The following is a 23,786-nucleotide window of genomic DNA, read 5'->3' on the forward strand; positions in this document are numbered from 1 at the left end:
TCAGTCCTTCCTTACCGCTTGCCGGTCTTGCGACGGCGGACGATGAGCTGGTCGCTGGCCTTGCGCTTGCGCGTGCGGCCCTCGGGCTTGCCCCAGGGGCTGACCGGGTGGCGACCACCGGAGGTCTTGCCCTCTCCACCACCGTGCGGGTGGTCGATCGGGTTCATGGCGACACCACGGACGGTCGGGCGGACGCCCTTCCAGCGCTTGCGGCCGGCCTTGCCCCAGTTGATGTTCGACTGCTCGGAGTTGCCGACCTCGCCGATGGTGGCGCGGCAGCGCACGTCGACGTAGCGCATCTCGCCCGAGGGCAGACGCAGCTGCGCGCGGTTGCCCTCACGGGCGACCAGCTGGACGCGGGCACCGGCCGAGCGGCCCATCTTCGCGCCGCCACCGGGGCGGAGCTCGATGTTGTGCAGGACCGAGCCGACGGGGATGTTGCGCAGCGGCAGGTTGTTGCCGGGCTTGATGTCGGCACCGGTGCCGGACTCCACCGTCATGCCCTGACGCAGACCCTCGGGGCAGATGATGTAGCGCTTCTCGCCGTCGGCGTAGTGCAGCAGCGCGATGCGGGCGGTGCGGTTCGGGTCGTACTCGATGTGAGCGACCTTGGCCGGCACGCCGTCCTTGTCGTAACGCTTGAAGTCGATGACGCGGTAGGCGCGCTTGTGACCGCCGCCCTGGTGACGCGTCGTGATACGACCCTGGTTGTTGCGGCCGCCCTTCTTGGGCAGCGGCTCGACCAGCGACTTCTCCGGCGTGGTGCGGGTGATCTCGGCGAAGTCGGCCACGCTCGAGCCACGACGGCCCGGGGTGGTCGGCTTGTACTTACGGATAGCCATGGAAAATCAGTCCTCGTCGTCTCAGGCGCTCGGCGCCGAGAAGATGTCGATGGTCTGGCCGGCCGCGACCGAGACGATGGCGCGCTTGGTGTCCTTGCGCTTGCCCTCGCCGGTGCGGGTACGACGGACCTTGCCCACGCGGTTGAGCGTGTTCACGGCCGTGACCTTGACGCCGAAGATGTTCTCCACGGCGATCTTGATCTCGGTCTTGTTCGCGTCCGGGTGCACCTCGAAGGTGTACTTGTTGTCCTCGATCAGACGGTAGGTCTTCTCGCTGACGACCGGGGCGAGCAGGACGTCACGGTGGTCCTTGCGCTGCGTGGTCACTTGCTACCTCCTGCGGTGAAGCCCGCGGCCTGGGCCGTCTCGGCGGAGTCGAACCACACCTCGGCCTCGGCGTCGGCGTAGCCGGCGTCGTCCGCGGTGTAGTAGGAGCCGGCAGCACCCTTGACCTCGTGACCCTTGGGCGCGTTGCCGCTCTTGAGCGGCGCCTTCGAGCCCGGGCCGTACGGCTGGGTCTTGGTCGCACCCTCGGTGGCGGCCTCGGCCGGAGCCTCGGTCGTCTCGGCCTTGGGAGCGGCGGCCTTCTTGGGCGCGGCCTTCTTCGGGGCGGCGGCCGGAGCCGGGGCCTCGGTGACGGCGGCGCTCAGCTTGACCGTCTCGACACCCTCGGCCGAGCGAGCGGCGACGAAGGCGTCGAACGCGGCCTGCGTGAAGACCACGTCGTCGCTGCGGACGACGTCGTAGGTGTTGAGCTGGTCGTAGCTGATCAGCCAGACCTGCTTGGCGTTGCGCAGGCTCTTGATCGTCAGCTCGTCGTTGCGGTCGATGACCACGAGGACGCGCGGACGGGTCGAGATGGCGAGCAGCGCCTCGACGGCGGCCTTGGTCGACGGGTTGTCACCCGTGACCAGGCTGTCGACGACGTGCAGGCGACCCGAGCGGGCCCGGTCCGAGAGGGCACCGCGCAGGGCGGCGGCCTTCATCTTCTTGGGCGTGCGCTGGTCGTAGCTGCGCGGCGTCGGGCCGTGCACCACGCCACCACCGGTGTACTGGGGAGCGCGGATCGAGCCCTGACGGGCGCGGCCGGTGCCCTTCTGGCGGTACGGCTTCTTGCCACCACCGCGGACCTCGCCGCGGCTCTTGGTGTCGTGCGTGCCCTGACGGGCGGCAGCGAGCTGCGCGGTGACGACCTGGTGGATGAGCGGGACGTTCGTCTGCGCACCGAACAGGTCGACGGGCAGGTCGACGTCGACGGTCTTCGCCATGGCGTCAGGCTCCCTTCGCGGCGTTGCGGATGACGACGAGCTGGCCCTTGGGACCGGGCACGGCGCCCTTGACGAGGATGAGGCCCTTCTCGACGTCGACCGCGTGAACCTTGAGGTTCTGCGTGGTGACGGTGTCGGTGCCCATGTGGCCGGCCATGCGCAGGCCCTTGAAGACGCGACCCGGGGTGGCGCAGCCACCGATCGAGCCCGGCTTGCGGTGGTTGCGGTGCGCGCCGTGCGAGGCGCCCACGCCGGCGAAGCCGTGACGCTTCATGACGCCGGCGAAGCCCTTGCCCTTGCTGGTGCCGGTGACGTCGACGACGTCGCCCGCGGCGAAGATCTCCGGGGAGACCTCCTGGCCCAGCGTGTAGTCGGCGATCAGCTCGGTGCGGATCTCGACGACGTGGCGGCGGGGGGTCACACCGGCCTTGGCGAAGTGGCCGGACTCCGGCTTGTTCACCTTGCGGCCGGCGATCTCGCCGAAGCCGATCTGGACGGCGGTGTAGCCGTCGGTCTCCTGCGTGCGGATCTGCGTGACGACGTTGGTGTCGGCAGCGATCACGGTCACGGGGATGACGCGGTTGTCGGCGTCCCAGACCTGGGTCATGCCGAGCTTGCGGCCGAGGAGGCCGCGCGCGTTCGCGGTGGAAGTCGTGCTCATAGGTCGTCTACCCCTCAGAGCTTGATCTCGATGTCGACGCCGGCAGGCAGGTCGAGTCGCATGAGCGAGTCGACGGTCTTGGGCGTCGGGTCGATGATGTCGATGAGCCGCTTGTGCGTACGCATCTCGAAGTGCTCGCGGCTGTCCTTGTACTTGTGGGGCGAACGGATCACGCAGAACACGTTCTTCTCGGTCGGCAACGGCACCGGCCCGGCCACCTTCGCACCCGTGCGCGTGACCGTGTCGACGATCTTGCGCGCCGAGGTGTCGATCACCTCGTGGTCGTAGGCCTTGAGCCTGATGCGGATCTTCTGTCCCGCCATGCTCTCAGTTCGTCCTTCTCGTCGTTTACCGCTTGTCGTTCTCGCCCCGGCCGGGGGAGAACGGCTACTCCCCCTCCGACCCCCGAGGTCGGGCGTGTCGCGGCGCGCAGCGCCATCGATGTGCCGATCTCGAGTTGGTGAGTTGGGCCTGCAGCCCCTCCGAGGAGGTTCCGCGAGCCAGGCAGGTTCTCAGGTCCGGCGACGTCGCTGACCCCGGCCCCGAGGGGGAGATCCTGCGACGACGCCCCAGCGAACCCACCGGAGCAACCTGACTAGTCTGTCAGACGATCCCCCGATAGCACAAATCAGGTCCGCGCGGCCTGCGTCACGGCGTCCGTGGCGCGTCGCGGCCCCGGGTGGCACGCTCCCCCGGGCTCGGCCAGGGTGAACATGACAACTTTCTCATCTGGTGCTCGGGGGCACGCAGGACGAGTCCTGTCCGTCCACCCGGCGCCGCTTCCTCCCAGGAGCCAGCTTGCGTCCCATGCCCCTCGCCGTCCTCGCCGCGGCCGCCGTCCTGACTCTCGCCGCCTGCGGCGGCTCCGACGACTCCGAGTCCGCGGACTCGACCCCGTCGGCCTCGGCGGAGACCAGCGCGACCCCGGAGCCCGCCGAGACGAGCGGAGCCCCGGCCGCGGAGCAGACGCAGCTGAAGGTCGACGAGACCATCCAGGACGACGCCATGGGCGACACGGTGAAGATCACCGGCGTCGTGCGCGACTTCCCGGTGACGTCCAACACCGCCATCGCCGAGGGCGGCGGCGAGTGGGTGCTGGTGCAGATCGACGCCACGTCCGGCGAGAAGTACTCCGGCGGGCTGTCGGGCGTGTTCTCGCTGTACACCCCGGACGGCACGCTCGCCGGCGCGAGCACCACGATCGTCGACGGCGACATGGAGGCCGCGGGGTTCACGCCCTTCGAGGCTCCCGACGCCGGCGAGCAGGGCACGGGCTGGCAGGCGTTCCAGGTGAACACGCGGGCCGACGCCTACCAGCTGCAGTACAAGCGCCTGGGCGCGAACGTCATCGGCAGCGACCAGACCATCCCGACGAAGGTCTGGAAGGTCGACCTGCCGACGTCCTGAGCTTCGCGTCGAGGGCCCCGCACCGGAGGGTGCGGGGCCCTCGGTACGTCCGGAGGGCTCAGCCGCGTCGGGTGCGCGGTCCCGTGCCGAACCAGCGCCGGTAGGCATGGGCGAACCCGGCCGCGTCGGCGTACCCCAGGCGGGCCGCCACGTCGTCGGTCGACAGGCCCGACTCCAGCAGCCCCGGAGCCGCGCTGCGCCGGACGTCCTCGAGCACCTCGCGGTAGGTCGCCCCGGACTCGGCGAGCCGCCGGCGCAGCGTGCGCTCGCTCGTGCCGAGCGCCTCGGCGACGTCCTTCATGGCCGCGCCCGAGGGGAGCAGCTGGGAGACCAGGACCCGCACCTGGTCGAGCCCGGCGTCACCGCGCCGGGCCGAGGCCAGGTCGGCACACAGCCGCGAGCACCAGGCGTGGGTCGCGGCGCTGGCCTGCGGCAAGGGGGTGTCGAGCAGCGCGGGGTCGAGCACCAGCGCGTCGGTGGCGCTCCCCCACCGCGGCTCGGTGCCCAGGACCGCCCGGTACGGACGCGGGTCGGCGGGGGCCTCGCCGCTGAGCTGCACGGCCACGCCCGCCTCGGCCCCCGGCAGCGCCTCGCGCATGAGCTGGCAGATGGCGGCGAGGTCGCGCTCGGCCAGGAACCGGCCGACGTCGTCCGGGACGTCCGGCGGACGCCGCACCGTGACCCGGACGCCGCGCTCGTCGCCGGTGACCGACGGCGTGGCGAACGAGTGGCTGAGGTCCAGGAACCGCAGCCCGACCTCCATGGCGGCGCCGAAGGTGGGGGCGGACTGCATGGCGAAGCCGAGCACCCCGAACGTCGTCAGGTGGTAGCGCCGGCCCAGCTCGACGGCGGGGACGCCCCGCCGGGTGAGCTCACGGGCGACGTTGGCCATGACGTCCAGCTCCTGGCGGGCGGTCATCATCGCGTCGGGGTCGCGGCCGTCCACGGGCAGCCGGACGCCGGCGAACACGGCCGAGCGGGGCACCTTGAGCGCGTCGGTGAGGCTCAGCACCGGCTCGAGCCCGGCCGCGGCGCGCGGGAAGTCCCAGCCGGCCTGCGAGGGCAGCAGCGCGAGGGACATGGCCGTCATCATGCCGTATCTGGCCGCTGACGTGCTCCCGGTCACACTCGTCCGCGCCTAGCCTGCCGAGGGTGAGCACCCCACGAGTCCGAGTCCTGGTCGTCGGCGCCGGCTTCGGCGGCCTGGCCGCGGCCGCCGAGCTGCAGCGCACCGGCGTCGCCGACGTGCAGGTGCTGGAGCGCGCCGACGAGGTCGGCGGCGTCTGGCGCGACAACACCTATCCCGGCGCCGCCTGCGACGTGCCGTCGGCGCTGTACTCGTGGTCGTGGGCGTCCGACCGCCCCTGGGGCCGGCGGTACGCACCCCAGCCGGAGATCCTCGACTACATCCGCGAGACCGCCGCCCAGCGCGGCCTGCGCGACCTGGTCCGCACCAAGACCGCGGTGACCGGCGCGCGCTACGACGAGACGAGCGGCACCTGGCACGTCACGACCGCCGACGGCGAGACGATCGAGACCGACGTCGTCGTGTCGGCGGTCGGCCAGCTGTCCGAGCCGGTCGTCCCCGACCTGCCCGGCCGCGAGACGTTCGCCGGCCCGGCCTTCCACTCCGCGCAGTGGCGCCACGACGTCGACCTGACCGGCAAGCGGGTGGTGGTGGTCGGCACCGGCGCCAGCGCGATCCAGTTCGTGCCGCGCGTGGCCGAGCAGGCCGCGCACGTCACGGTCGTGCAGCGCTCGGCCCCCTACGTCGTCCCCAAGCCCGACCACCGGCACGGCCGGCTCCACCACGCCGTCCTGGACCGGCTCCCCCGCCTGCGCCGGCTCGAGCGCACCGCGATCTTCCGGCTCACCGAGCAGCTCAACGCCGCGCTGGGGCAGGACGGCCTGCTCACCTGGGTGCTGCGCGGCGTGTGGCGGATGCACCTGCGCCACCAGGTCAAGGACCCGGCGCTGCGGGCGCGGCTGGTGCCCGACTACCCGCTGGGCTGCAAGCGGCTGCTGTTCTCCAACGAGTGGTACCCGGCGCTCGACCGGCCCCACGTGGACGTGGTGACCGAGCGGATCGAGCGCATCGAGCCCGCCGGCGTCCGCACCGCCGACGGCGTGCTGCACGAGGCGGACGTGCTGCTGTGGGGCACCGGGTTCGCGGCCACCGACTTCCTGTCGACGCTCACCGTCACCGGCGTCGGCGGGCGCGACCTGCACGAGCAGTGGGCCGACGGCGCCAGCGCGCACCTGGGCGTCGCGGTGCCCGGGTTCCCCGGCTTCTACTGCCTGTACGGCCCGCACACCAACCTGGGCGGCAGCTCGATCCTGGGCATGCTCGAGCCCCAGGCGCGCTACGTCGCCCAGCTGGTGCAGCGCCGCGCGGAGCGGCCCGGCACGCGGCTGGACGTCCGGCCCGACGTCGCCGCCGCCTTCGAGGACGAGATGCGCACCCGCCTGGACGGCAGCGTGTGGACCGGCTGCGCCAGCTGGTACCGCGGCAGCGACGGGCACATCAGCACGAACTGGCCCGGCCGCACGGCCGAGTACGCCCACCGGCTCGAGACCGTCCGGTGGTCCGACTACGAGGAGGTGCCCGCGTGAGCGAGGCCCAGCACGACTACGACGTCCTGGTCATCGGCTCGGGGTTCGGCGGCAGCGTCACCGCCCTGCGGCTCACCGAGAAGGGCTACCGCGTCGGCGTCCTCGAGGCCGGCCGCCGGTTCGCCGACGACGAGCTCGCGAAGACGTCCTGGCGGGCGCGCGACTACCTGTTCGCGCCGGCCGCCGGGCTGCTCGGCATCCAGAAGATCACCCTGCTCAAGGACGTCCTCGTGCTGAGCGGCGCGGGCGTCGGGGGCGGGTCGCTGGTCTACGCCAACACGCTGTACGAGCCGAAGGAGGGCTTCTTCCGCGACACGAGCTGGGCGCGGTTCACCGACTGGAAGGCCGAGCTCGCGCCCGCGTACGACCAGGCGAAGCGGATGCTCGGCGTCGAGGCGTACCCGCGCATCACCCCGTCGGACGAGGCGGTGCTCGGTGCCGCCCGGGCGATGGGCGTGGAGGACACGTTCGGCCCGACCGACGTCGGCGTGCTGTTCGGCGAGAGCCGCGGGATCGCACCGGGCACGAAGGTCGCCGACCCCTACTTCGGCGGCGTCGGGCCCGAGCGGACCACCTGCATCCACTGCGGCGACTGCATGACCGGGTGCAACGTCGGGGCCAAGAACACCACCGTGAAGAACTACCTCTACCTGGCCGAGCAGGCCGGGGCCCGGGTGCACGCGTTGACCACCGTCACCGACGTCCGGCCGCTGCCCGGCGGCGGCTACGCGGTGCACACGCGCGGGACGAACAACGCCGCGCGCCACCGCACGACGGTGCTCACCGCCGACCAGGTCGTGTTCAGCGCCGCCGCGATCGGCACCCAGCGGCTGCTGCACCGGCTGCGCGACAACGGGTCGCTGCCCGGGCTGTCGCCGCGGCTGGGCCAGCTCACCCGCACCAACTCCGAGGCGATCCTGGGCGTCCGCACGCACAAGCCGGCGGCCGACTACAGCCAGGGCGTCTCCATCACGTCCTCGATCCACCTGGACGACCACACCCACCTCGAGCCGTGCCGCTACGGGCCGGGCAGCAACACCATGGGCCTGCTCATGGCGATGATGGTCGACCCGGTCGACGGCAAGCGCCGCCTCGGCGTCGGCCTGCGCAACATGTGGCGCAAGCGGCGGTCGCTGCTCTGGTTCCACGACCCGCGGCGCTGGTCGCAGGAGACCATCCCGCTGCTGATCATGCAGACGTACGACAACTCGCTGTCGACGTTCACCCGCAAGCGGCTCGGCCGCCGGGTGATGTCGACGCGCCAGGGCGAGGGCGAGCCGAACCCGACCTGGATCCGGCTCGGCCACGAGGCGGCGCGCGCGATCGCGAAGCACACCGGCGGCGAGCCGGCCGGCACGTGGCTGGACCTGGTCGACATCCCGACCACCGGGCACCTGCTCGGCGGCGTGCCCATGGGCGAGGACGCCGACCGCGGCGTCATCGACCCGTACCACCGGGTGCACGGCTACCCGGGCCTGCACGTCATCGACGGCTCGGCGGTGTGCGCGAACCTGGGCGTCAACCCGTCGCTGACCATCACCGCGATGTCCGAGCGGGCCGTGTCGCTGTGGCCGAACAAGGGCGAGGCCGACCCGCGCCCGGCGCCGGGCGAGCCCTACCGCCGGCTCTCCCCCGTCGCCCCGCGCCGTCCGGTCGTGCCGGAGACCGCCCCGGCCGCGCTGCGGCTGCCGGTCGTCGAGGTGCGCCAGGGCGACGCCGCCCGCCGCGCCGCCCAGCCGGAGCCGGCGTGAGCACGCCGTACCCGCCGGAGCCCTGGCACCTGGTCGGCCGCGGGCTGATCACGACGTGGCGCGTGCCGGTCGGCGCGGTCCCGGCGCTGCCGCCGGGCGCCCGTCCGCTGCCCCTCGGGCCCGGACACGCGGCGGCCGTGACGATGCTGGTCGACTACCGTCCCGGCGGCGACCTGGCCTACCGCGAGCTGCTGGCCGGCGTGCTCGTGCGGGTCGGGCGCCGTCCGGCGCTGAGCGTCACCGACATCTGGGTCGACAGCGAGGCCTCGCTCGCCGGCGGACGCGCGCTGTGGGCCGTGCCCAAGCAGCTGGCCTCGTTCGGTCCCGGACGCCAGACGTCGGTGGCCGCCGACGGCCGGCTGCTGGCCACGGTGGGCGAGGACGGCGTCGGCCGCCTGGCCGCACCGGTGCGCGTCGCCAGCCGCATCGCCCAGGAGCGGGACGGCCGGACGCTGGTCAGCCGCGTCGCGGCGTCCGGGCGGCTGCGACCGGCCCGGCTCACCTGGCACGTGCCCGCCCGCAGCCCCTTGGCCTGGCTCACCGCCGGACGTCCGCTCGTCTCGGTGGCCGCCGACCCGTTCTCGATGACCTTCGGCTGACCGCCGCTCAGCGCGCGGCGGCCAGCGCCGCCGGCACCGCGCAGCGGTCGGCGACGAGGTCGACCAGCCGGTGGTCGGGCGTGCGGTCGTCGAGCAGCGGCGCGGAGACCCGGTCGGCCCCCGCCTCGCGCATGAGGTCGTCGAAGTAGCCGGGCGCGAGCAGGTAGTCGGCCACGACCACGCGGCGTCCCGGACGCCGCACGCGCGCCACCACGTCGGGCAGCCGCTCGCCGGTGCCGCCGAGCACGCCGACCGGCACGGGCGCCCCCCACGCCCGGGACAGGCGCCGGGCGGTGAGCGCGAGGTGCGCCTGCCCGGACGGGTCCCGGGTGCCCGCGGCGCCGAGCACGACCTGGTCATCCGGGCTCGCGCCGGCCTCGGCGAGCCGGTCCAGCAGCACGTCGACCAGGCGAGGGTCCGGCCCCATCGGCCCGGCGACGCTCACGCCCGGACGGTCGGCGGCCCGCGCGACGTCCACGCGGGTGTGGAAGCCGGCCGACAGCAGCAGCGGGACGACCCGGCGGGTGGCCCAGCGTCCGTCGCCGGCGGCGAGCACCGCCTCCAGGCTCGGCTCCTGCACGTCGACGAACGACTCCTCGAGCGGGCCGACCACGCGGCGCAGGGCGTCGGCGAGCGACGCGACCGCGCGGCGTCCGCGGGGGTCGCGGGTGCCGTGGCTGGCGACGACGATCTGGTGCACGGGTACCTCCTGGGTCACCGACCACGCTAGGAAGCGCGTGTTTCGGGCCCGTCCGCCGCGCGCAAACCCTGCGTGACGGCGACCTCTCGTCACCGGGCGTGCGGCTGTGAGGTCAGGCGCCGGCGAGCTCGAGCCGGTAGCCCCGCTTGACCACGGTGCGGACGACCTCGCGCCCGACCGCCTCGCGCAGCCGCGCCACGGCGACCTCGACGGTGTGCGGGTCGCGGCTGTCGCCGGGCAGGACGTCGAGCAGCTCGTCGCGGCTGCGGACGCGTCCGGGGTCGGCGGCCAGGCAGCGCAGCAGCGCCAGCCCGCCGGGCGAGACCGGGAGCGGCGTGTGGTCAAGCGTGGCGGCGGTGGCCCGCACGCGCAGCATCCCGGCCGGCGTGGGCAGGGCTCCCTCGTCGTCGCCGAGGTCGAGCACGAGGCTGCGCAGCAGCGCGCCCAGCCGGGCGCGGGGCGGCACCAGGACGTCCAGGCCGAGGTCGCGCAGCGGGGCGGCGGTCACCTCGCCGACCGCGGCCAGCCGCAGCATCCCGGCGTCGACCAGCCCCATGACCGGTCCGAGCGCCTGCTCGGCCCGCAGCGCCTCCAGCCACGCGGCGGCGCCGGGCGCGGACGTGAACATGACCGCGTCGTAGCCGCCGGCGGCGGCCTCGCGCGCCGAGCGGCGGACCGCCTCGGGGTCGGCCGGCGGGCCCCAGCGGTAGACGACCAGGCTCGAGGTGGTGGCCCCGGCGGCGGTGAGGTGCCGCTCGAGGCCGTCGTCGCCGGCCCCGTGGTGCTGCACGACGATGCGCTGGCCCGCGACGCCGTCCGCGCGCAGGAAGTCGGCGATCTCGGCGGACGTCTCGGACTCGGCCACCCAGTCGGGCACCAGGCCGGCGGCCTGCAGGGCGCCGCGGGCCTTGGGACCGCGGGCGACCACGCGGCTGTGCTGCAGCGACTCGATCAGCTCGTGGCCCAGGCCCACGGCCTCGGCGGTGTCCAGCCAGCTGCGGAAGCCGATGCCGGTGGTCACGACGACGACGTCCGCGGGCCGCTCGACCAGGGCGCGCGTCTCGGCGACGAGGCTCTCCTCGTCGATGTGGGACTCGACGCCGAGCGAGGAGGCGACGACGACGGACGCCCCGCGGCGCTGCAGGGCGTTGACGATGTCGTCGGCACGGCGCTGCGCGGTCACCAGGACGCGCGCGCCGCTGAGGACCGGACCGAGCGGGGACGTCGGCACCGCGTCGCTCACGCCACCCCCTTCGCCTCGTCCGCCGCCACCGCGACCTCGACCTGTCCGCCGGCGACCCGCACCGGCCACACGCGCAGGCGCACCGCCGGGTCGTCCAGGCACTGGCCGGTCGCGAGCGAGAAGACCTGCTTGTGCAGGGGCGATGCTACCGTCGCCAGCTCCCCACGGGACCCGACCAGGCCACGGGCCAGGACGTTGGCGCCGGTGAACGGGTCGCGGTGGTCGACCGCGTGCACCGCGCCCGACGCGAGCCGGAACAGCGCCACCTGCTCCCCACCGACCAGGGCGGCCGCACCCCGGTCGGGCACCAGGTCGTCCAGCGCGCACACCTGCGTCCATCCGCTCATGCCGGGACCTCCGCCCCACGCACCGGGATGGTCGCCCCGCCGATGAGCACGGCCCGCTCCTGCTCGGTGGCCGGACGCTTCTGGCCGCGCTCCTGGACGTACGCGAGGTCGGGGTCGCCGACGTCCGGGGCGTTGACGAACGCGCTGAACCGGCGCAGCTTCTCGGGGTCCGCCAGGGTGGCGGCCCACTCGTCCTCGTACCGGTCGACGTGGCCGGCCATCGCGGCGTCGAGGTCGGCGGCGATGCCGAGCGAGTCGTCCATGACGACGGCCCGGACGGCGTCCAGCCCACCCTCGACCGACTCCAGCCACGTCGCCGTGCGCTGCAGCCGGTCGGCGGTGCGCACGTAGTACATGAGGAACCGGTCGATCGTGCGCACCAGCTCCTCGGTGCTCAGGTCCTCGGCGAGCAGCTGGGCGTGGCGCGGGGTGAAGCCGCCGTTGCCGCCGACGTACACGTTCCAGCCCTGGTCGGTGGCGATCACGCCGACGTCCTTGCCGCGGGCCTCGGCGCACTCACGGGCGCAGCCGGAGACGCCGAGCTTGATCTTGTGCGGCGAGCGCAGGCCGCGGTACCGCAGCTCGAGCGCGACGGCCAGGCCGACCGAGTCCTGCACGCCGAACCGGCACCAGGTCTGCCCGACGCAGGACTTCACGGTGCGCAGCGACTTGCCGTAGGCGTGCCCGGACTCGAAGCCGGCGTCGACGAGCCGCTGCCAGATGGCCGGCAGCTGCTCGATGCGGGCGCCGAACAGGTCGATCCGCTGGCCGCCCGTGATCTTGGTGTACAGCCCGAAGTCCGCCGCGACCTGACCGATGGCGATCAGCCCCTCGGGCGTCACTTCCCCGCCGGGGATGCGCGGGACGACGGAGTACGTGCCGTCCTTCTGCATGTTGGCCATGACGTGGTCGTTGGTGTCCTGCAGCGCGGCGTTCTCGCCGTCCAGGACGTGCCCGTGACCGAGGCTGGCCAGGATCGAGGCCACCACCGGGCGGCAGATGTCGCAGCCGCGCCCGGTGCCGTGCCGGTCGACCAGCTCGCTGAACGTGGTGATGCCGCTGACCCGCACGACGTCGAACAGCTGGGCCCGGCTCAGCGCGAAGTGCTCGCACAGGGCGTCGCTGACCTCGACGCCCGCGGCCTCGAGCTCGGCGTTCACCAGCGTCTTGACCAGCGGCAGGCAGGACCCGCAGCTCGTCCCCGCGCGGGTGCACGCCTTCACCCCGGCCACGTCGGTGCACCCGCCGTCGGAGACGGCGCATCGGACGCTACCGGCGGTGACGTTGTTGCACGAGCACACCGTCGCCTCGTCCGGCAGGGCCCCGGCGCTGGGCGGCTCGACGCCGTCCGGCAGGAGCCAGGCGGTCGGGTCGCCGCCGAGCGGGTTGCCGACCAGCGGCCGCAGCGTCGTGTAGGCGGACGCGTCGCCGACCAGCACGCCGCCGAGCAGGGTCGAGGCGTCGTCGCTCAGCACGAGCTTCTTGTAGACGCCCGCGACCGGGTCGGCGTACACGACCTCGAGGCTCCCGGCCGTGGCGGCGAACGCGTCGCCGAAGCTGGCCACGTCGACGCCGAGCAGCTTCAGCTTCGTCGACATGTCAGCACCCTCGAACGTGGCCTCGCCGCCGAGCAGCCGGTCGGCGACGACCTCGGCCATCGTGTAGCCCGGCCCCACCAGGCCCCAGACCCGTCCGGCGATGCACGCGACCTCGCCGATCGCGTACACGTCGGGGTCGCTGGTGCGGCAGGCGTCGTCGGCCAGCACGCCACCGCGCTCGTGCACGTCCAGCCCGGCGGCCCGGGCGAGCTCGTCGCGCGGGCGGACGCCGGTGGCGAGCACGACCACGTCGGTGGCCAGGCTGTCGCCGTCGGCGAAGTCCATCTGCTTGACCCGGCCCCGCCGGTCGCGGCGGATGCGCGAGGTGGCGGTGGACGTGCGGACGTCCACGCCGAGACCCTCGACGATGCGCCGCAGCGCCTCGCCGCCGGCCCGGTCGACCTGCACCGGCATGAGCCGGTCGGCGAACTCGACGACCGTCGCGTGGGCGCCCAGCTGGTCCAGCGCGCCCGCCGCCTCGAGACCGAGCAGCCCACCGCCGACCACGACGCCGCGGACCGGCGGACGTCCCTCGCCCTGGCGCTCGGTCACCCAGGCGCGCAGCTCGGCCACGTCGTCGACCGTCCGGTAGACGAAGCACCCCTCGGCGTCCGTGCCCTCGATCGGCGGGACGGCGGCGTACGAGCCGGTGGCCAGCACGAGCGCGTCGTAGGCGTGGGTCGTGCCGCGCGCGGTGACGGTGCGGGCCTCGCGGTCGATCGCCGAGACCGGCGAGCTGCGGTACAGCCGGACATCCGGCTCGCGCCACAGCGCCTGGTCGCCGAGCAGCAGCTCGTCGGCGTCGCGCAGCGTGAAGAACGACGTCAGCGCGACGCGGTCGTAGGGCGGCCGGCTCTCCTCGCCGAACACCTCGATCGTCCAGTCCCGGGTGGCGCCGCGCTCGACCAGCGCCTCGACCAGCCGCCGGGCGACCATGCCGGCCCCGACGACCACGAGCCTCTTCTTCTGGGTCATGGCTCGACGGTAGGAAGGCCAGGTTTCCTGCCCCGGCGCCCGCGGTTACGTCGCCGGAACGGATCGCTCACGCGGCGTCGTCGCCGGCTGTGAGGCCGGCGGGTCCACCTGCTCCAGCCACTGCGCGACGCCCTGGACGAGCACCCGGCACCCGCCGCAGCCCGTCGTGGCGCGGGTGCGGTCGGCCAGCGCGGGGACGCTCGTGCACCCGTCCTCCCAGGCGGCCACGAGGTCGCCCTTGGTCACCCCGTTGCAGCGGCAGACGGTGGTCGCCGCCGGCATCGTCGTGGGACTTCCGGACGTCGTGGGCGCCGCCCCGGACGTCCCGAGCAGCAGCTGGAGCGGGTCCGGGGGCAGGACGCCGGGCCGTCCGACCTGCGTCGCCAGGTGGGCGGCGAGGTCGCCGTCGCCCACGCAGGTGAAGCCGGCCAGCTCGTCGTGGCGCACGACCAGCTCGACGTGGCGTCCGGCGTGCGGGTCGTGGACGGCGAGCACCCGGTCCTCCGGCCCGGCTCCGGAGCCACGGACCCCCTCGGTGACGACGTCCAGGCCCACCGCCTTGAGCCGCATCGCGGCGCCGGCGACGGTCGGGGCCGGCGCTGCCGCGGCCCCGGCCAGGCGGCGCGCGAGGGCGGCGGCCTGCTGCCAGCCGGGGCCCACCAGTCCGCTCGTGCCCTCGGGCGTGCGGGCGCAGTCGCCGATGGCCGACACCCGGGGGTCGTCGGTCGCCAGGTCGGCACCGACCACCACGCCACGGTCGACCGCGAGCCCGGCCGCCCGGGCCAGCCGGGTCTCGGGCTCCGAGCCGCAGGCCAGCACCAGCAGGTCGGCCTCGACGGTGCCGCTGTCGAGCCGCACCCCGGCGACCCTCCCGTCGACGGTCTCGACCGCCTGCAGCACCGCGGACGCGCGGACGTCCAGGCCCAGCCCGTGCAGCGCGCGGCCGACGACCTCGCCGGCCACCGGGTCGAGGTCGCGGGCGAGCACGGTCGGAGACGCCGAGACGAGCGTGACGGGCGCGCCGCGGTGGGCCAGGGCGCACGCCGCCTCCAGCCCCAGCGGGCCGCTCCCCACCACCACCGCGCGCCGCGCACCGCGCGCGGCGACCTCGACGGCCCGGGCGTCGTCCAACGAGCGCAGCACGTGCACGCCCCGCGGCATCGTGTCGCCCAGACCGTCGACCGGCAGCCGGCGGGCCCGGGCGCCGGTGGCCAGCACCAGGTGGTCGTAGGCGAACGTCCGCTCGGCCGTCGCCACGACGCGGCGCTCGCGGTCGACGTGCAGCGCCTCGGACCCGCCCCACACCCGCACACCGGCGGCCGGACGGGGAAGCGTCAACGAGGCGGCCTCGACCCGGCCGGCCAGCAGCTCGGTCAGCAGCACGCGGTTGTACGGCGCGTCCGGCTCGGCGCCCACCAGGTCGACCTCGGCGTGCGGCGCCAGCCGGGCGAGGTCGTCGGCGAACCGGTGGCCCACCATGCCGGCGCCGACCACCACGACCCTCATCGGACGGCCCGCTCGACGGTCACCGCGCACACCTTCAGCTCGGGCATGCCCGAGACGGGGTCGGTCGCGTCGTTGGTCACGGCGTTGACCAGGTCGTCCCCGGCGAAGTGGAACGGGACGAACACGGTGTCCGGGCGCACCTGCGCACTGACCCGCGCCGGCGCGGTCATCGTGCCGCGCGCCGAGGTGACGACCACGTCCTCGTGCCCGTCGAGCCCGATGCGGGCCGCGAGCGTGGGGTGGATCTCGACGTAGGCGCCGGCCTGGCTGCGGTTCAGCCGCTCGACCCGACGGGTCTGGGCGCCGGACTGGTAGTGCTCGAGCAGGCGTCCGGTCACCAGCCACACCGGGGCGTCCGCCCGCACGACGTCGTCCGGACCACGGGGCCGCACCGGCACCATCCGGGCCCGGCCGGACGCCGTGGGGAACCGCTCGCCGAAAGGGCGCGGCGTGCCGGGGTGGGACGTGTCGGGGCACGGCCAGAAGAGCGCCTCCCCCGCGTCCAGCCGCTCGTAGCTGATGCCCGCGTAGTCGGCACGGCCGCCGGCGCTGGCCCGGCGCAGCTCGTCGAACACCTCGCGCGGGTCGGTCGACCAGGTGCCCGGTGCGTCGAGCCGTCGAGCCAGCTCGGCCATGACCCACAGCTCGTCGCGGACGCCCGGCGGCGGCTCGACCGCGCGGCGCCGGCGCAGCACGCGGCCCTCGATGCCGGTCATGGTGCCCTCCTCCTCGGCCCACTGGGTGACCGGCAGGACGTAGTCGGCCAGCAGCGCGGTCTCCGACGGCACCACGTCGCACACGACGAGCAGGTCGAGCGACTCGAGCCGGCGCCGGACCGCGCGGGCGTCGGGGGCGCTGACGACGGGGTTGCTCCCGTGCACGAGCAGGGCGCGCGGGCCGCCGGGACGCCCGAGTGACGCCAGCAGCTCGACGGCCGGGACGCCGGGACCGGGCAGCACGTCGGGGTCCACGCCCCACACCCCCGCGACGTGCTCGCGCGCGGCAGGGTCGGCGATGGAGCGGTACCCGGGCAGCTGGTCGGCCTTGAGCCCGTGCTCGCGCCCGCCCTGCCCGTTGCCCTGGCCGGTGAGCGCGCCGTAGCCGCCGCGCTCGGCCCCGACCAGGCCCAGCGCCAGGGCGAGGTCGATCGCCGCGGTCACCGTGTCGGCGCCGTCGACGTGCTGCTCGCTGCCGCGGCCGGTCAGCACGAACGCGCCCCGTCCGCCCCGGTGCGGGCTGGCGTCGGCGAGCAGCCGGGCCACCCGGCGCAGCGCCGTCGCCGGCACGCCGGTCGTGGACGCGACCCGTTCGGGCCACCACTCGGCGACCGCGGCCCGGACGTCGTCCACCCCCTCGACCCGCTCGGCCAGGTACGCCTCGTCGGCCAGCCCCTCCCCCAGCACGACGTGCAGCAGGCCCAGCAGCAGGACGAGGTCGGTGCCGGGCACCGGGGCGAGGTGGACGCCGGCGCCGTCGTCGGTCAGCGCCGCGGTGGCCGAGCGCCGGGGGTCGACGACCACCAGCCCACCGCGCTCGCGCACGGCGGCCAGGTGCTGGACGCTCGGCGGCATCGTGTCGGCCAGGTTGCTGCCGAGCAGCAGGACGGCGTCGGCGTCGGCGAGGTCGGCCAGCGGGAACGGCAGCCCGCGGTCCAGCCCGAGAGTCCGGTTGGCGGCCGCCGCCGCGGCGGCCATGCAGAACCGGCCGTTGTAGTCGATGAACCGGGTCCGCAGCGCGAGCCGGGCGAGCTTGCCCAGCTGGTAGGCCTTCTCGTTCGTCAGGCCGCCACCGCCGAACACCGCGACCTCGTCACGGCCCAGCGCCCGCAGCCGGTCGGCGACGTCGTCCAGCGCCTCGTCCCATCCGACCGGCTCGAGCGCTCCGGACGCCGTGCGCCGCAGCGGCTCGGTGAGCCGGTCGGGCACGCGGAGCAGCTCCGGGCTGGTCCAGCCCTTCTGGCACATGCCGCCGCGGTTCGTCGGGAAGTCGCGCGGCTCCGCGGCCAGGTCGCCGGCTTCCGTGCCGCTCAGCCGCTGGGCGCACTGCAGGGCGCAGTACGGGCAGTGGGTGTCGGTCACACGCCGGCCCTCGCCATCGGTGCGCCCCGCCGCAGGTAGACCGCCCACGCGACGACCGCGCACACGACGTAGAAGCCGGTGAAGACGACGAACGCGGTCTGCACCGCCTCGATCGGGTCGCTCACCCACGGGGACCCGAAGGTGATCGGGATGAGGAAGCCGCCGATCGCGCCGACCGCCCCGGCCAGTCCGATGACCGCGGACGCCTCCTTCACCGAGCGGGCGCGTGCCGCGGCCCGCGCCGGCGTCCCCTCCTCGGTGCCGGTGTCGGCGTACGAGCGCCAGATCGCCGGGATCATCCGGTACGTCGACCCGTTGCCGGCGCCCGCGGCGGCGAACACGACCAGGAAGGTGAGCAGGAACCAGCCGAACAGGCCGGTGTTGTGGTCGACCGCCGCGACGACGTCGGGCGCGTAGGCGAACGTGGCCGGGTCGACGCCGTCGGTCGGCTGGGCCGGCACCGGCTCGAGCGACCGCAGCGTGGCCAGGACGCCCAGGGTCCCGGCCACCATGAGCGCGAAGCAGCCGACGGTCACCCGCGCGCCGCCGAGCCGGTCGGCGAGCCACCCGCCGAACGGGCGGGCCACCGAGCCGACGAGCGCCCCGAGGAAGGCGAAGTAGGCGAAGTTCACGCCGATGCCGTCCACCCCCGGCACCGGCTGGTTCCAGAAGTTCAGCTTGATGAGCAGCGGCATCGCGGCGGAGTAGCCGATGAACGAGCCGAACGTGCCGACGTACAGGAACGACATGACCCAGGTGTGCCGGTAGCGGACGACCGACAGCTGCTCGCGCACCGTCGAGCGGGCGCTGCGCAGGTTGTCCATGCCGGCCCAGGCCCCCGCGGCCGCGACCACGGCCAGCGCGGCGTACAGCAGACCGGCCCGCTCCAGGTGGATGCCGGACTCGGCCGCCTTGACCAGCCCGAACAGCCCGGCGCCACCGACGACCACGGGCAGGAACAGCTGGATGATCGCCACGCCGAGGTTGCCGCCCGCGGCGTTGAGCCCCAGCGCCGCGCCCTTGCGCTCGGCCGGGTAGAAGAAGTTGATGTTGGCCATGGACGAGGCGAAGTTGCCGCCGCCCAGGCCCGCGGTGGCCGCGACGAGCACGAGCACCCAGTACGGCGTGCCGGGACGCTGCACGACCACGACGAACAGCAACGTCGGGACGAGCAGCAGCACCGCGCTGGCGATCGTCCAGTTGCGGCCGCCGAACCGCGGCACCGCGAAGGTGTACGGCACCCGAAGCAGCGAGCCGACCAGGTTCGGCACGGCGAGCAGCCAGAACAGCTGCTGGGCGGTGAGGTCGAACCCGGCGCTCGCCATCATGGCGGCGCTGACGCTCCACAGCAGCCACACCGAGAAGCCCAGGTGCTCGGCGAAGATCGACCAGGCCAGGTTCCGCCGGGCGACGCGCTGCCCGGTCCGGGCCCAGAACTCCGGGTCCTCGGGCTCCCAGTGGTCGATCCAGCGTCCGGGACGCCGGGTCCCGGAGGTCCGCTCCGGCGCGATCTCGCGTACGTCGGTCGTCATCGCCGCTCCCCTGTGCGGGCCGGCCCGGTGCCGGCGCTCGCGTCGAGGCTAGGAAGCCGATGTTTCGCCTGCGGTCGTCCGCCGGTGACTTCCGGTGACGAACCGCTCACAGCCGCCGGTGGCCGCGCGTGAGAACGACGAAGCCCCCCGGACCCGAAGGTCCGAGGGGCTTCAGCGCTGGTGTCAGCAGGTCACGCGTTGATCTTCGTGACACGGCCGGCGCCGACGGTACGGCCGCCCTCGCGGATGGCGAAGCGCAGGCCCTCCTCCATGGCGATCGGCTGGATGAGCTTGACGCTCATCTCGGTGTTGTCGCCGGGCATGACCATCTCGGTGCCCTCGGGCAGCGTGACGACGCCGGTGACGTCCGTCGTGCGGAAGTAGAACTGCGGACGGTAGTTGTTGAAGAACGGCGTGTGACGGCCGCCCTCCTCCTTCGACAGGATGTAGACCTGGCCCTCGAAGTCCGTGTGCGGAGTCGTGGTGCCGGGCGCGATGATGACCATGCCGCGCTCGACGTCCTCGCGCTTCGTGCCACGAAGCAGGAGGCCCACGTTCTCGCCGGCCTGGCCCTCGTCGAGCAGCTTGCGGAACATCTCGATGCCGGTGACGGTCGTCGTCTGCTTCTCCTCGCGGATGCCGACGATCTCGACGGTCTCGTTCACCTTGATGATGCCGCGCTCGATACGACCCGTGATGACGGTGCCACGACCGGTGATCGTGAAGACGTCCTCGACCGGCATGAGGAACGGCTTGTCCGTCTCACGCGGGGGCAGCGGGATGTACTCGTCGACCGCGTTCATCAGGTTGAGGATCGACTCGGCCCACTTCTCGTCACCCTGCAGCGCCGGGAAGGCGGCCACGGGGACGACCGGGACGTTGTCGCCGTCGAACTCCTGCTCGTTGAGCAGCTCGCGGACCTCGAGCTCGACGAGCTCCAGGATCTCCTCGTCGTCGACCATGTCGCACTTGTTCAGCGCGACGACCATCGCGGGGACGCCGACCTGGCGGGCCAGGAGGACGTGCTCACGGGTCTGCGGCATCGGGCCGTCGGTGGCGGCGACCACCAGGATCGCGCCGTCCATCTGAGCCGCGCCGGTGATCATGTTCTTGACGTAGTCGGCGTGACCGGGGCAGTCGACGTGCGCGTAGTGGCGGTTCTCGGTCTGGTACTCGACGTGCGAGATCGAGATCGTGATGCCGCGCTGACGCTCCTCGGGAGCCTTGTCGATCTGGTCGAACGCCGAAGCCTCGTTGAGGTCCGGGTACTTGTCGTGCAGCACCTTGGTGATCGCCGCGGTCAGCGTCGTCTTGCCGTGGTCGATGTGACCGATGGTGCCGATGTTCATGTGCGGCTTGGTCCGCTCGAACTTCGCCTTAGCCACTGTGGGCTCCTCCTGGGATTGTTGTTGCTGTTGAACGCCGTTGGGTCCCGCGAACGGACACCTCAGGCCACCTTAACGGACGGACCGTGGATTACTCGCCGCGGGCCTTCTTGATGATCTCTTCGGCCACGGCCTTCGGGACCTCGGCGTAGGAGTCGAACTGCATCGAGTACGAGGCACGGCCGGAGGTCTTGGACCTCAGGTCGCCCACGTAGCCGAACATCTCGGACAGGGGCACGAGCGCCTTGACGAGCTTGGCGCCACCGTAGCCCTCCTCCATGGCCTGAACCTGGCCACGGCGGGAGTTGAGGTCGCCGATCACGTCGCCCATGTAGTCCTCGGGCGTCGTGACCTCGACGGCGAACATCGGCTCGAGCAGGACCGGGTTGGCCTTGCGCGCAGCCTCCTTGAACGCCATGTTGCCGGCCAGCTTGAACGCGAGCTCGCTGGAGTCGACGTCGTGGTAGGCGCCGTCCTCGAGGGTGAACTTGACGTCCACCATCGGGTAGCCGGCGAGGACGCCGAACTCCATGGCCGCCTGGCCGCCGGCGTCGACCGAGGGGATGTACTCCTTCGGGACGCGACCGCCGCTGACCTCGTTGACGAACTCGTAGCCGCCCTCGCCACCGGCGTCGGGGCCGTTGGGGGCCACGCCGATGACGACCTTGGCGAACTGGCCCGAACCACCGGTCTGCTTCTTGTGCGTGTAGCTGTGACCGGTGACGGTGCCCTTGATGGTCTCGCGGTACGCGACCTGGGGCTTGCCGACGTTCGCCTCGACGCGGAACTCGCGCTTCATGCGGTCGACCAGGATGTCGAGGTGGAGCTCGCCCATGCCGGCGATGATCGTCTGACCCGTCTCCTCGTCCGTGTGGACCTGGAACGTCGGGTCCTCCTCGGCGAGCTTCTGGATCGCGACGCCCAGCTTCTCCTGGTCGCTCTTGGTCTTGGGCTCGATGGCGACCTGGATGACCGGGTCGGGGAAGGTCATCGACTCCAGGACGATCGGCTTGGCCGAGTCGGCCAGCGTCTCGCCGGTGGTCGTGTCCTTGAGACCCATGACGGCCACGATCTGGCCGGCGCCGACCGACGCGATCTCCTCACGCTTGTTGGCGTGCATCTGGTAGACCTTGCCGATCCGCTCCTTGCGACCCTTGGTCACGTTGAGCACCTGCGTGCCGGCCTCGAGGCGACCCGAGTAGACGCGGACGAAGGTCAGCTTGCCCAGGTGCGGGTCGGTGGCGATCTTGAACGCCAGGCCCGAGAAGGGCGCCTCGTCGGAGGGCTCGCGGGTGTCCTCGACCGACTCGTCCTTGGCGCTGTGGCCCTTGACCGCGCCGACGTCGATCGGCGAGGGCAGGAAGTCGACGACCGCGTCGAGCAGGGGCTGGACGCCCTTGTTCTTGAACGCGGTGCCGCACAGGACCGGGTTGAGCTTGGTGCCGAGCGTGGCGCGACGGATCGCGGCCTTCAGCTCGTCGACCGAGATGTCCTCGCCCTCGAGGAACTTCTCGGCGATCTCGTCGTCGACGTCGGACAGCGTCTCCAGGAGCGCCTCGCGCGCCTCGGCGGCCGCGTCGGCCAGGTCGGCCGGGATCTCCTCGACGGCGTAGTCCTCGCCGATCGCGGTCTCGCCGCGCCAGACGAGGGCGCGCATGCCGACCAGGTCGACGACGCCGATGAAGTCGGACTCGGCGCCGATCGGCAGCTGCAGGACGAGCGGCGTGGCGCCGAGGCGCTCACGGATCGTCTTGACGCAGAAGTCGAAGGACGCGCCCGTGCGGTCGAGCTTGTTGACGAAGCACATGCGCGGGACGCCGTACTTGTCGGCCTGACGCCAGACGGTCTCGGACTGGGGCTCGACACCGGCGACGCCGTCGAACACCGCGACCGCGCCGTCGAGGACGCGCAGCGAGCGCTCGACCTCGACGGTGAAGTCGACGTGGCCGGGGGTGTCGATGATGTTGATCTGGTGGTTCTTCCACCAGCAGGTCGTCGCGGCGGACGTGATGGTGATGCCGCGCTCCTGCTCCTGCTCCATCCAGTCCATCGTGGCGCCACCCTCGTGGACCTCACCGATCTTGTACGTGATGCCGGTGTAGAAGAGGATGCGCTCGGTCGTGGTGGTCTTGCCGGCATCGATGTGCGCCATGATGCCGATGTTGCGGACCCGCTTCAGGTCGGTGGTGATGTCGGTTGCCACGTGGCGTCAGTTCCTTCGAAAGTCTGCTGTCAGGTCTGGGAAGTCCAGCGGGCGTCGCGCGAGCGCGGACTCCCCGGTGACTCGACTTACCAGCGGTAGTGGGCGAAGGCGCGGTTGGCCTCGGCCATCTTGTGCGTGTCCTCACGCTTCTTGACCGAGCCGCCGAGGCCGTTGCTGGCGTCGAGGAGCTCGTTCATCAGGCGCTCGGCCATCGTCTTCTCGCGACGCTCGCTGGAGTACTTGACCAGCCAGCGCAGGGCGAGCGTGGTCTGGCGCGAGGCGCGGACCTCGATCGGGACCTGGTAGGTCGCACCGCCGACGCGGCGGCTCTTGACCTCGAGGGTCGGCTTCACGTTGTCGAGTGCGCGCTTCAGCGTGATGACCGGATCGGTGCCGGTCTTCTCGCGGGTGCCCTCCAGGGCGGTGTAGACGATGCGCTGCGCGACCTGCTTCTTGCCGTCGAGCAGGATCTTGTTGATCAGCTGGGTGACCAGCTGGCTCCCGTAGACCGGATCGGTCTCGATGGGACGCTTCGGGGCGGGACCCTTGCGCGGCATCAGCTCTTCTCCTTCTTCGCGCCGTAACGGCTGCGAGCCTGCTTGCGGCCCTTGACACCCTGGGTGTCGAGCGAGCCACGGATGATCTTGTAACGGACGCCCGGGAGATCCTTCACACGACCGCCGCGGACGAGGACGATCGAGTGCTCCTGCAGGTTGTGACCCTCACCGGGGATGTACGCGGTGACCTCGGTGCCGCTCGAGAGGCGGACACGTGCAACCTTGCGCAGCGCGGAGTTCGGCTTCTTGGGGGTCGTGGTGTACACGCGAGTGCAGACACCGCGACGCTGAGGCGAACCCTTGAGGGCCGGCGTGTTGGTCTTGACCACCTTGCTCTGGCGGCCCTTGCGAACCAACTGGTTGATCGTGGGCACTACGAACTTCCTTCTGCAGAATGGATGTTGCCTGGAGGGCGCGGGCCCTCGAAGTGGGCACGCACGTCGGCCCGAAGATTTCGGGCACGGTCTCAAAGACTACCGGGTGGGGTCTGGCGGGTCAAAATCGCCCCGTCAAGCGTGACA

General features: G+C 72.9%; 21 protein-coding genes. 4 read left to right on the forward strand and 17 right to left on the reverse strand.

Annotation, left to right across the window (positions count from 1 at the left end):
- Positions 1–11: 11 nt before the first annotated feature.
- From rplB to rpsJ, 5 genes are read right to left on the reverse strand one after another with little or no spacing between them, the layout of a single operon-like run.
- The gene (gene rplB, locus E0W78_RS14270; protein ID WP_131404604.1) at positions 12–842 is read right to left on the reverse strand and encodes a 50S ribosomal protein L2; all 831 of its coding nucleotides are present in this window, start codon (positions 840–842) and stop codon (positions 12–14) included.
- Between the two features lie 21 nt (positions 843–863).
- A complete protein-coding gene (gene rplW, locus E0W78_RS14275) occupies positions 864–1,169 on the reverse strand; it encodes a 50S ribosomal protein L23 (RefSeq protein WP_131404605.1) in 306 nt (101 codons plus the stop codon).
- A complete protein-coding gene (gene rplD, locus E0W78_RS14280; protein ID WP_131404606.1) occupies positions 1,166–2,110 on the reverse strand; it encodes a 50S ribosomal protein L4 in 945 nt (314 codons plus the stop codon). Before rplD ends, rplW begins: the two co-directional genes overlap by 4 nt.
- 4 nt (positions 2,111–2,114) lie before the next feature.
- Entirely contained in the window at positions 2,115–2,771 is a 657-nt protein-coding gene (gene rplC / locus E0W78_RS14285) for a 50S ribosomal protein L3 (RefSeq protein ID WP_131404607.1), read from the reverse strand.
- Between the two features lie 14 nt (positions 2,772–2,785).
- Positions 2,786–3,094 carry a 30S ribosomal protein S10 gene (gene rpsJ, locus E0W78_RS14290; RefSeq protein WP_007078637.1) on the reverse strand — a complete coding sequence of 103 codons (309 nt, stop codon included), beginning with the start codon at positions 3,092–3,094 and terminating at the stop codon, positions 2,786–2,788.
- 484 nt (positions 3,095–3,578) lie between these two features.
- Between rpsJ and E0W78_RS14295 the strand changes: the two genes are divergently transcribed.
- On the forward strand, positions 3,579–4,178 hold the full coding sequence (locus tag E0W78_RS14295; RefSeq protein WP_131404608.1) for a hypothetical protein: 600 nt from the start codon (positions 3,579–3,581) through the stop codon (positions 4,176–4,178).
- 58 nt (positions 4,179–4,236) lie between these two features.
- On the opposite strand, the gene E0W78_RS14300 is transcribed toward E0W78_RS14295, so the two are convergent.
- Entirely contained in the window at positions 4,237–5,259 is a 1,023-nt protein-coding gene (locus E0W78_RS14300) for an AraC family transcriptional regulator (protein ID WP_165570521.1), read from the reverse strand.
- A 71-nt stretch (positions 5,260–5,330) separates the two neighbouring features.
- Between E0W78_RS14300 and E0W78_RS14305 the strand changes: the two genes are divergently transcribed.
- From E0W78_RS14305 to E0W78_RS14315, 3 genes are read left to right on the forward strand one after another with little or no spacing between them, the layout of a single operon-like run.
- The gene (locus E0W78_RS14305) at positions 5,331–6,791 is read left to right on the forward strand and encodes an NAD(P)/FAD-dependent oxidoreductase (RefSeq protein WP_131404610.1); all 1,461 of its coding nucleotides are present in this window, start codon (positions 5,331–5,333) and stop codon (positions 6,789–6,791) included.
- Positions 6,788–8,542 carry a GMC family oxidoreductase gene (locus E0W78_RS14310; RefSeq protein WP_131404611.1) on the forward strand — a complete coding sequence of 585 codons (1,755 nt, stop codon included), beginning with the start codon at positions 6,788–6,790 and terminating at the stop codon, positions 8,540–8,542. The genes E0W78_RS14305 and E0W78_RS14310 overlap by 4 nt, the downstream gene beginning before the upstream one ends.
- Complete coding sequence (locus E0W78_RS14315) at positions 8,539–9,141, forward strand: acetoacetate decarboxylase family protein (RefSeq protein WP_131404612.1); 603 nt, start codon at positions 8,539–8,541, stop codon at positions 9,139–9,141. The genes E0W78_RS14310 and E0W78_RS14315 overlap by 4 nt, the downstream gene beginning before the upstream one ends.
- Positions 9,142–9,148: 7 nt before the next feature.
- Here E0W78_RS14315 and E0W78_RS14320 read toward each other — a convergent pair whose 3' ends face one another.
- The 11 genes from E0W78_RS14320 to rpsL all read right to left on the reverse strand — a co-directional run bounded on the left by E0W78_RS14320 (position 9,149) and on the right by rpsL (position 23,639).
- Positions 9,149–9,841: a CbiX/SirB N-terminal domain-containing protein gene (locus E0W78_RS14320; RefSeq protein WP_207392776.1), complete on the reverse strand. Its 693-nt coding sequence runs from the start codon at positions 9,839–9,841 to the stop codon at positions 9,149–9,151.
- A gap of 112 nt (positions 9,842–9,953) precedes the next feature.
- On the reverse strand, positions 9,954–11,084 hold the full coding sequence (locus E0W78_RS14325; RefSeq protein ID WP_131404614.1) for a uroporphyrinogen-III synthase: 1,131 nt from the start codon (positions 11,082–11,084) through the stop codon (positions 9,954–9,956).
- Positions 11,081–11,431, reverse strand: coding sequence for a nitrite reductase small subunit NirD (nirD, locus tag E0W78_RS14330; RefSeq protein ID WP_131404615.1), 351 nt, complete (start codon positions 11,429–11,431; stop codon positions 11,081–11,083). Before nirD ends, E0W78_RS14325 begins: the two co-directional genes overlap by 4 nt.
- A complete protein-coding gene (gene nirB / locus E0W78_RS16900) occupies positions 11,428–14,004 on the reverse strand; it encodes a nitrite reductase large subunit NirB (protein WP_131404616.1) in 2,577 nt (858 codons plus the stop codon). The genes nirD and nirB overlap by 4 nt, the downstream gene beginning before the upstream one ends.
- A 45-nt stretch (positions 14,005–14,049) precedes the next feature.
- On the reverse strand, positions 14,050–15,510 hold the full coding sequence (locus tag E0W78_RS16905) for an FAD-dependent oxidoreductase (RefSeq protein ID WP_131404617.1): 1,461 nt from the start codon (positions 15,508–15,510) through the stop codon (positions 14,050–14,052).
- Positions 15,507–17,588, reverse strand: coding sequence for a molybdopterin oxidoreductase family protein (locus E0W78_RS14345; RefSeq protein ID WP_131404618.1), 2,082 nt, complete (start codon positions 17,586–17,588; stop codon positions 15,507–15,509). Before E0W78_RS14345 ends, E0W78_RS16905 begins: the two co-directional genes overlap by 4 nt.
- Entirely contained in the window at positions 17,585–19,120 is a 1,536-nt protein-coding gene (locus E0W78_RS14350; protein WP_131404619.1) for a nitrate/nitrite transporter, read from the reverse strand. The genes E0W78_RS14345 and E0W78_RS14350 overlap by 4 nt, the downstream gene beginning before the upstream one ends.
- 191 nt (positions 19,121–19,311) lie before the next feature.
- A complete protein-coding gene (tuf, locus tag E0W78_RS14355; protein WP_019143659.1) occupies positions 19,312–20,505 on the reverse strand; it encodes an elongation factor Tu in 1,194 nt (397 codons plus the stop codon).
- A 91-nt stretch (positions 20,506–20,596) separates the two neighbouring features.
- Positions 20,597–22,708: an elongation factor G gene (gene fusA, locus E0W78_RS14360; protein ID WP_131404620.1), complete on the reverse strand. Its 2,112-nt coding sequence runs from the start codon at positions 22,706–22,708 to the stop codon at positions 20,597–20,599.
- Between the two features lie 86 nt (positions 22,709–22,794).
- Positions 22,795–23,265, reverse strand: a complete 471-nt coding sequence (rpsG, locus tag E0W78_RS14365) for a 30S ribosomal protein S7 (RefSeq protein ID WP_019143661.1) — start codon at positions 23,263–23,265, stop codon at positions 22,795–22,797.
- On the reverse strand, positions 23,265–23,639 hold the full coding sequence (gene rpsL / locus E0W78_RS14370; protein ID WP_019143662.1) for a 30S ribosomal protein S12: 375 nt from the start codon (positions 23,637–23,639) through the stop codon (positions 23,265–23,267). Before rpsL ends, rpsG begins: the two co-directional genes overlap by 1 nt.
- Positions 23,640–23,786 lie beyond the last annotated feature (147 nt).

Origin of the sequence: Aeromicrobium sp. IC_218 (genome assembly GCF_004336805.1) — a bacterium.
Lineage (GTDB): Bacteria > Actinomycetota > Actinomycetes > Propionibacteriales > Nocardioidaceae > Aeromicrobium.